At 32.1% G+C, this 8,206-nt stretch carries 5 protein-coding genes and 1 pseudogene; 1 reads left to right on the top strand and 5 read right to left on the bottom strand.

The genetic code is table 11. The features are described from left to right. From V6U76_RS03555 to V6U76_RS03570, 4 genes and pseudogenes are all read right to left on the bottom strand, one after another. A pseudogene (locus V6U76_RS03555) lies at positions 1-521 on the bottom strand (type IV secretion system protein); the annotation flags it as partial. 20 nt (positions 522-541) lie between these two features. Next, entirely contained in the window at positions 542-3,019 is a 2,478-nt protein-coding gene (locus V6U76_RS03560) for a TrbL/VirB6 family protein (protein WP_333023648.1), read from the bottom strand. Further along, complete coding sequence (locus V6U76_RS03565) at positions 3,012-5,417, bottom strand: VirB4 family type IV secretion/conjugal transfer ATPase (RefSeq protein ID WP_333023649.1); 2,406 nt, start codon at positions 5,415-5,417, stop codon at positions 3,012-3,014. Before V6U76_RS03565 ends, V6U76_RS03560 begins: the two co-directional genes overlap by 8 nt. A gap of 11 nt (positions 5,418-5,428) precedes the next feature. Then, positions 5,429-5,725 carry a type IV secretion system protein VirB3 gene (locus V6U76_RS03570; RefSeq protein ID WP_333023650.1) on the bottom strand — a complete coding sequence of 99 codons (297 nt, stop codon included), beginning with the start codon at positions 5,723-5,725 and terminating at the stop codon, positions 5,429-5,431. 118 nt (positions 5,726-5,843) lie between these two features. Here V6U76_RS03570 and V6U76_RS03575 point away from each other — a divergent pair, with 118 nt between their 5' ends. Then, entirely contained in the window at positions 5,844-7,388 is a 1,545-nt protein-coding gene (locus V6U76_RS03575; protein ID WP_333023651.1) for a lysine--tRNA ligase, read from the top strand. A 129-nt stretch (positions 7,389-7,517) separates the two neighbouring features. Here the strand turns inward: V6U76_RS03575 and dnaN are convergent. Next, positions 7,518-8,206, bottom strand: a 689-nt coding sequence (gene dnaN, locus V6U76_RS03580; protein WP_333023653.1) for a DNA polymerase III subunit beta, incomplete at its 5' end; no start/stop codon positions are given.

Raw genomic sequence — 8,206 nt, forward strand, 5'->3', positions numbered from 1 at the left:
ATATTGGGATCTAGAAGAAGATTTAAATATTCTTTTCCGTCAAACCACTTCCCAGTACCTATAATGTATTTATTAGGACATATCCCATCTTCACAGTTTTCCCGATTTAGAATTCTTGCTAAATATTCTTTTTCTTCTTCATTTTCTTTCTTGTTACACTTCTCAGTTATTTTTTTATAAGAGATTTTACCATCTTTTCTTTTGCATACTTTAATACCTACTATACTAAAATTTAGCTTATCATCTTTTTTTAGTTCAAACGGCAATTTGTAAGTATTTCTTCCTGCTTTCACAAGATAATCTTCATACTGATTAGAACAAAACCTTACGTTAATGGGAACAATATTTATATTTGTTATCTTTTGGTCACTTGAAATATTAATTTTTGAATCAATCCATCGCACTGCATTCTTATCAAATTTTGTAGGAACTGTAGTACTTATATCTTCTGTACCTAAAGACAGTGGCTTAATGCAATGACTTCCACAACCAGATAACATAAAAAACATAGCTATTAACAAAAACTTTAGCATAATGCTAATTAATTACCTGTAGGTTTAATACTTTCACTACTTTTTCCACCAGTTGCTCCAGAACGTGCTGTAGTTCCTCCTCCTTCTCCTCCACTTCCTTTTGCTGCAGCAATTTTCTTGCCTATAGCTTTTGCTACCTGCCCAGGGGCTGAAGCAATTGCCAGTCCTGCACTTAGAGCTCCCATCGTCATATTCCCTACTGAAGCATTCCCAAGTGATGCTCTTGTATTTCCTGCAAGTTCTGCTGCCATACCAGGAAGTACATTAAGAAAGTGAAAGAATAGAAACAATACTAGTGCTAGCTTTAAAACTTGCCCAAGTATCGAATCCTTAAATTCAATGTAAGAGTAGTAAAATATACCAAGCACATTGCCCTTCTTAAATTCATAATTTTGCAACATACATGCTAAAGTATCCTTATTATTTTCACAATTATCTGTGTTTCCTAATTTAAACCATACTCTTTGATTTCCTGACTCTCTATATGGGTCCCTCTCAAATTTGAGATTTCCAAAATATAATTTATCACATGCAATAAACATAAAAGATAAGAATGCAAAAAGTATCACTGGATAGAGGCTATATGTAATTACCTCTCTTATCCACCCATCAAAATATCCTTTTGTTACTTGAAATAAGCACATTGGGATAAATATTGGTGATAAGATAATGATCACACTTAATGCAATTAACGATAAAATAAATATGTATACCATCCATAAAACGGTCATTATTAGCATGATCACCATAAATATTGCAACAAGACATGTCAAAATCTGTCCACCAGCCAAAATCACTCCTATAATTGCACCTATTAGTGCTAACAAAGGAGCAAATCCAAGTAGCACAGCTGATGCTGCAATCCCTCCAGTACCAATCTTACCTCCAATACCTTGTAATGGAGCACCTAGATAAAATAACATTCTACAATCCAGTCTATCCCAAGCCATAAGGTAACTATAAGATTCTCCTCTAGGACTTGTCTCGTAATCTTGAGATTTATAATCACATACACCATTCTGCTCAGATGAGGCTTGTAATACTTTATTTGACAAGCCATTTGAGAGTGGTAAGAGATAATCCTTGTAATATTTAGACATTGTGTCACCAGTTGTAAAAAACATTACCAGAGCAAACTTTATTATTAACATGTATAATTCTTGTGGACCATGCTGCACTCCACCTGCTATTACCTTAATCGAAAATAGTATGAGAGCTAGGACTAATAATGCAGTAACAGTGTTTTTTAGTCTCTTTTGTGCAACAGATAAGAAACTTTCACCATTTGGCGCACCTACCCCTGCTACTAAATTTTCCAATGATTCTTTTATGCACTGAACTACCATTGAAGTCATTGGCAGTGGCGATAACGATTTGGTTACACCAAAGCAAGCTTTTGAAACATATGGCTCAAAACATCCTTCATTGTTGTACCTTATAAACTTTTGTCCGGCTTTTTCTTTTTCCTTTATGAAAGATAGATAATCTTGATCTCCTGGTATTGAAAGCTCTGATTCTTGACCACCTGTATTTTTAAATATAGCTTTAGATTTTTCACATTGTGGAGCTGGTGGAGAAGGAGGTAAATCAGTACATCCCATCTCTCCTTGAGGCCAAGCAGACATACTGATTCCGAAAGAACTTATACAAGTTAAATCCACACATAATCTACCCATTCTTCGGAATGCTTTAAATTTTGCTCCATGAATCCACTTTTCCTCTCCAGCTTTTAGAGCTTCACACCTTAATGCACCGTCAATATTGGACCATGGACGCTTATTAATAATATTAAGTTCTTTCTCCCTTGGATCAAAATCAGTAATCTCATCGAAGATACTGCCAAATGTTATAGGTTTTCTATGACATATCTCTATGTGTTGACTATATTGTGTTCTATTTTTTGGCCAGTAATAATGATCTGTAGAGTCTGCATTACCTAAATTTAAATCAATAATATTTGTCTCTATGCTCTTACTACTCTCACTTGTATTAGCAATTTTATCCTTGAGACATTTAAAATATTCCTCTTCTTTTTCATAATTCTTATCTGTACAACTATCATACTGTTGATCATGAAGCTTAAAATCTTTATACTTACCAGCATCATCTCGTATCACTGGATGTCTTACAAAACTATGCTCACAAACAATTAACCCGCCTATCGCCTTCCAGAGTCCTACTACTGCAGCAATTGTCCCTGCAATAACAATTGCAGTAAATAATCCAGCAGAAGAAACAATTAAAACAACAGCAGTCCAGACCACGCCAATCAAAATAGCTATAGAAGCTATTACTGCAGCAGTTTTAAATAGAGCACAATTTGGATCTGTTGCTCGAACTGCTTCACCTTGAGAATTAAATCTGCTAACAATCTCTGTATCATTACTACCAGTAATTTCATCCGCACTTACTGAATATGCTATTAAAAAATCTATATTTAATAACAATATAGCAGCAAGTAACAATATCGATTTAATTTTAAACATTTTTCACCTTTTGATAAAATATAGGTAGCCAAACTTTTGGATCATGACCAACTTCTTTCAATATATCAGACAGCAACACTACTGTTTCTGCGCGTCCAGATAATACATGAATTACATCTTCTAGACCACGTAAATCTATTCTTGCAATAACAGCATTTACTCCCTGTTTTACCAAAAAAAATCTTGTAGCAGGATCTGTATGTTTTATTAAGATGTACTCACGCTCAGTGAGCATAAAAACATCACGATAAATACTAGTAGCTTTTAAATTAGGTAAAAAAATTTGCGTTGCTGTTTGTTGTACGAGAGTATCACTTATAGAACTTTTACTTGCATCTTCAACACTTTGAGTAGCAAAAATCACAAATGCATTTAATTTTCTAAGCACTTTTAACCAATCCTTTATTTTTGGTGCAAAAACTGGATTATCTATTAATGCCCATGCCTCATCTAAAACAATCATAGACGGTGTGCCATCAAGAGATAAACTAATCCTATGAAAAAGGTAGAGTAGCACAGGCCCAAGAGCAAAAGGATCTTTGAGTAAGTATCCCATTTCAAAACCAAATACTCTTGACTGTGAAAAATCTATTAAATCTTCTTTATTATCAAATACTGCAGCATGCGAACCATCACCATACCACATAGATATTGCACCTGCCAAAGTGTCTGGACCTGATAAACCTAAAAACGGTATAAGATTTGTCAAAAATCTGTCAGTTTTCTTTAATTTAAAATTACCTTCTATAGCAGCATTAATATGCTCTATATCTTCAGAAGTAAATTTCTTATTATACACAGAAATTAAAGCTTTTATCCATTCCATTAAAAATGTTCTATTATCAGGAGTATCATCAAGCTGCAAAGGATTAAAATTTGTTGGAGTTCTAGGTTCTATTACTGTATATACTCCGCCTAACGCTCTCAGAAAAATTTCCGCACCGCGATCCTTATCAAAAAAGAATATCCTTGGAGATGCTTTTATTGCTTGTGCACAGAGAAAATTCATTAGCACAGTTTTACCTGCACCAGTTGGTCCAATAATCATTGTATGTCCAACATCCCTTATATGAAAGTTAAAGAAAAATGCAGTACCGGATGTTGTGTCAAATACTGTAATGGCTTCTCCCCAATGATTACCGAATTTATTACCTGTAGGGTAATTATGTTGCGCAGCAAATCCTGCTAAATTTAGAGTACTTATTACTCCTTTTCTTGCTATAAAATCGAAATTACCTGGAAGTTGAGACCAAAAAGAAGGCTCGAGATTAACTTTTTCTCTAACAGGATAAATTCCACAATTTGAAAGTTCAGATTCAATTAATGATAAAGCATTATCGAGAGATTTAGGATTTTTTTCTACACACAATATAGTAAGATTATGATTGCCAAAAGCAATTTTCCCACTCATTGCATCATCTAATGCTTGAGAAATTTCTGCTACCTGAGAAATGGCTTTATCTTGGGATTGTATCATGCGATTTTGTTGTATTTGCATTTTTGTAATTGCAAGTTGTCTATTAATAAAGTGAAATGATTGTGTTATAATAAGCTCATATGGAAGTTGTAGAAATGAATCAAGCATCCCTGCAGAAGTTTGATGACTATATTCTTTTATACTTACTATCCCAGCATATTTATTACTGTTGTGGGTAACAATTTGTACTACTTTCTGTCCGAAGTATAACCTATATAGAGGTAAATACTTTCCTATCTCTGTGCTAACAGGACAAAGTACATTAGTTACAAAACCGCAATTTATAATTCTCACTAGAAACTCCATAATTTCACAATGTAAACCATTTACTGTGTTTTTAACTTCTAGTACTTTTGGTGAATAATTTCTTAAACTTGTGATAATGCGATTTGTTATTTCCTCTAAATCTTCATAAGTTGCACGCATATCATTTTCACGATTTTTTTGAGAGGCAACTTGACCAAATTTCTTAAAAAAACTGGATAAAAAATCCACACCTTTTGCATCAGATTTTCGAATTACTGTAATGTATAGGTCATTACTAAATGACTGTCTAGTTGCATGTTTTTCTTTCCATTTCAAATTAACATGATTAGCAAAAAAATTTGGTAAATTTTTACTTGCAAATTCATCAGAAAAAATATTTTTTCTACGTCTAATTATATGAAAATATAAGCTAAAAGCAGGAGATGATATACTACGAAGCATCTGATTTCTAATATTGTTTTGTATTGTCAAATCTTCATCATCAGCTGTCTCAAATGCAAATCCATCTAATTTTATGACTTTCATTAATGAATCATCTTTCATCATCAAAGTTGTGCTATTCCAATAACACGAATATGGAAGAAATTCAGAAGTATGGATTTCTCTATTAAATATAGATCTTTTTTTCGATTTAATAGAACTAAATTTTAACATATAAGTAACTGTTAAATTATATCATATGAATTAGCACCATGATAAAAACGATTCAAGCATCTTGAACATTTTTGCAACTTTATCATAAAAATTTCTATAAATAACGGTTCTTTTGAAGAAGCTATAAAGCCTAACATATGTATTCCTGGTCCAAGAAAGAAAAGAACTCTAAGATCATTTGAATAAATGAAAGTCAACACGCTTATCAATAAATTAAATATTGCAAACGTGAAAGTTACACCTAGAATCATTGCAGGTCTCGTAAGCCCTTTAAATAATTGATCTGTTTGTATAGTTCCTATAGACATTTTTTACCTATTTATTACTTAGTTTTCTATATAACACAATCTAACATAAAAAATCAATTGAAGCAGAGAGTATTTAAGATAAAATTAAAGATGATGTCTTAATAATTGAGTATTTTATATGACAAGTTGGCCATTTCAAGAAGCAGAAAAAATATTGGAACGTTTTTCCGATCAAAAAGAAATTGTGTTCGAAACTGGGTATGGTCCATCAGGATTACCACATATTGGAACTTTTGGTGAGGTTTTTCGTACTACAGTTGTGATCAATGCACTGAAGAAGATTTCACCTGGAGTAAAAGTCAAGCTTATTGCTGTTTCAGATGACATGGATGGCTTGCGCAAAATACCAGATAATATTCCTAATCGTGAAATGTTGATAGGACACCTGAATAAACCTTTAACTATGATACCAGATCCATTTGGTACCCATGAGAGTTATGGTCATCATATGAATTCTTTGTTATGTAAATTTCTTGACCTTTTTGAATTCGAATATGAATTTAGAAGTTCAACAGAATCTTATAAGTCAGGCATATATGATGATAAGCTGTTGTTGTTACTTAAAAACTACAATAAAGTAATGGATGTAATGCTTCCATCATTAAGAGAAGAAAGACAAAAAACTTATAGTCCGTTTTTACCAATCTGTGCTAAAACTTCTAGAGTTCTACAAGTTCCAATTCTTGAAATAAAAGAAAATAGTGGAACAATAATATATGAAGATTTAGATGGAGAAAGCATAGAAACTCCTATTACTAAAGGAAGGTGTAAGTTGCAGTGGAAGCCAGATTGGGGAATGAGATGGGCTGCATTTGGAGTAAATTATGAAACTCATGGAAAGGATTTAACTCCATCTGCTGTTCTCTCAAGTCAAATATGCGAAATACTTGGAGCAAAATCTCCTCTTTTATTTTGTTATGAGCTTTTCCTTGATAAAGAAGGAAAAAAGATTTCAAAGTCAAAGGGCAATGGGATTTCGATTGAAGAATGGCTAACTTATGCACCCACAGAAAGTTTAGCTTTATATATTTTTCAAAATCCTAAAAAGGCTAAACGTTTATACTTTGATGTGATACCAAAATCAACTGATGAATACTTAGAACTTATAGAAAGTTATAATAAAAAAGAGGATGTTAACAATCCTGTTTGGCATATTCATCAGAGCAATGTACCTAATGTACAAATATCAGGCATAAACTTTACACTACTTTTTAATCTATCAGCAGCTTGTAATGCTGAAAATAAAAAAATTCTCTGGGGATTTATATCAACTTATGCTCCAGATGTTACACCTGAAAATAATAAAACCCTTGATAAACTTTCAGAGCTTGCAGTAAAATATTATCACGATTTTATAAAACCAACAAAATCATATAAAATTCCAAATGAAAAAGAAAAGAGTGCTTTACTAGATTTACAAAAAGTTCTACTCTCTTTACCTATGATAGCTACTGCTGAAGAGATACAAACTCAAATATTTTTTCTTGGAAAAAAACATAATTATGTTAATTTGCGTGATTGGTTTCAGTTATTATATGAAACATTGCTTGGTCAAAAAACTGGCCCAAGGATGGGTTCTTTTATCAAATTATATGGAATAGATAATACAATTTCTCTTATAGAAGAGATTACAAAAGAAAAGAGTTTTGCTACTAAAATTTAGATGAGTGAAAGAATAGTTAACGAATTTAATATCTTCCAATAAACCTGAAATTTTTATCCATAACTTGACACTTTAAAACTGCTTACATCGTTTATAAGATGCACCTTTAAAAATTTTAAAGAAACAAATCTAACCTCTCATTGGCATTACAATATATGATGCATCAGAGTAATCTTCATCAGTAATGACAACAGCACTATGCTTATCTGTAAAATTAAATTTGCAGTGATTTTTTACGCAAGATAAAACCTCAAGTAGGTAACGTGCGTTAAAAGATATTTCTATAGAGTCATTACTATATTCTACATCAAGAACTTCAATAGCACTGCCTCCACTTTCCGAACTTGCATGTAAAGATAGTTTATTTTTATCTAAAAGAAATTTTATTGAGCGAACTTTATCGGAAATAATTACGGAAACACGATCTATAGCACTTGCAAGTCTATCACTTTCAATAATTAGTTGTTTACTCTGAGGAGATATTGAGAGAAATGAATTATAGTTAGGAAAAACACCATCTATAAGCTTAGATAGCACAATATACTCTTCACAAGTAAACTTAATTTTTCTATCTGATAGCTCAATCTTTATCAAACTAGTATCTAGTATTTTTAATAATTCTAAAATGGTTTTACGTGGAATTATTATACCAAAGTTGCCTTGAACACTATCAGGTTTACATTTTTTTATACAAGATAAACGATGACTATCTGTTGCTACAAAATATAAAGACTCATTGTCAGAGTGCATATACATTCCATTGAGGTTATATCTAGTTCCATCCAAAGATATAGAAAATTTAGTTTTATTTAATGCAT

Source organism: Wolbachia endosymbiont of Pentidionis agamae, assembly GCF_036711655.1.
Classification (GTDB): Bacteria; Pseudomonadota; Alphaproteobacteria; order Rickettsiales; family Anaplasmataceae; genus JAZHPY01.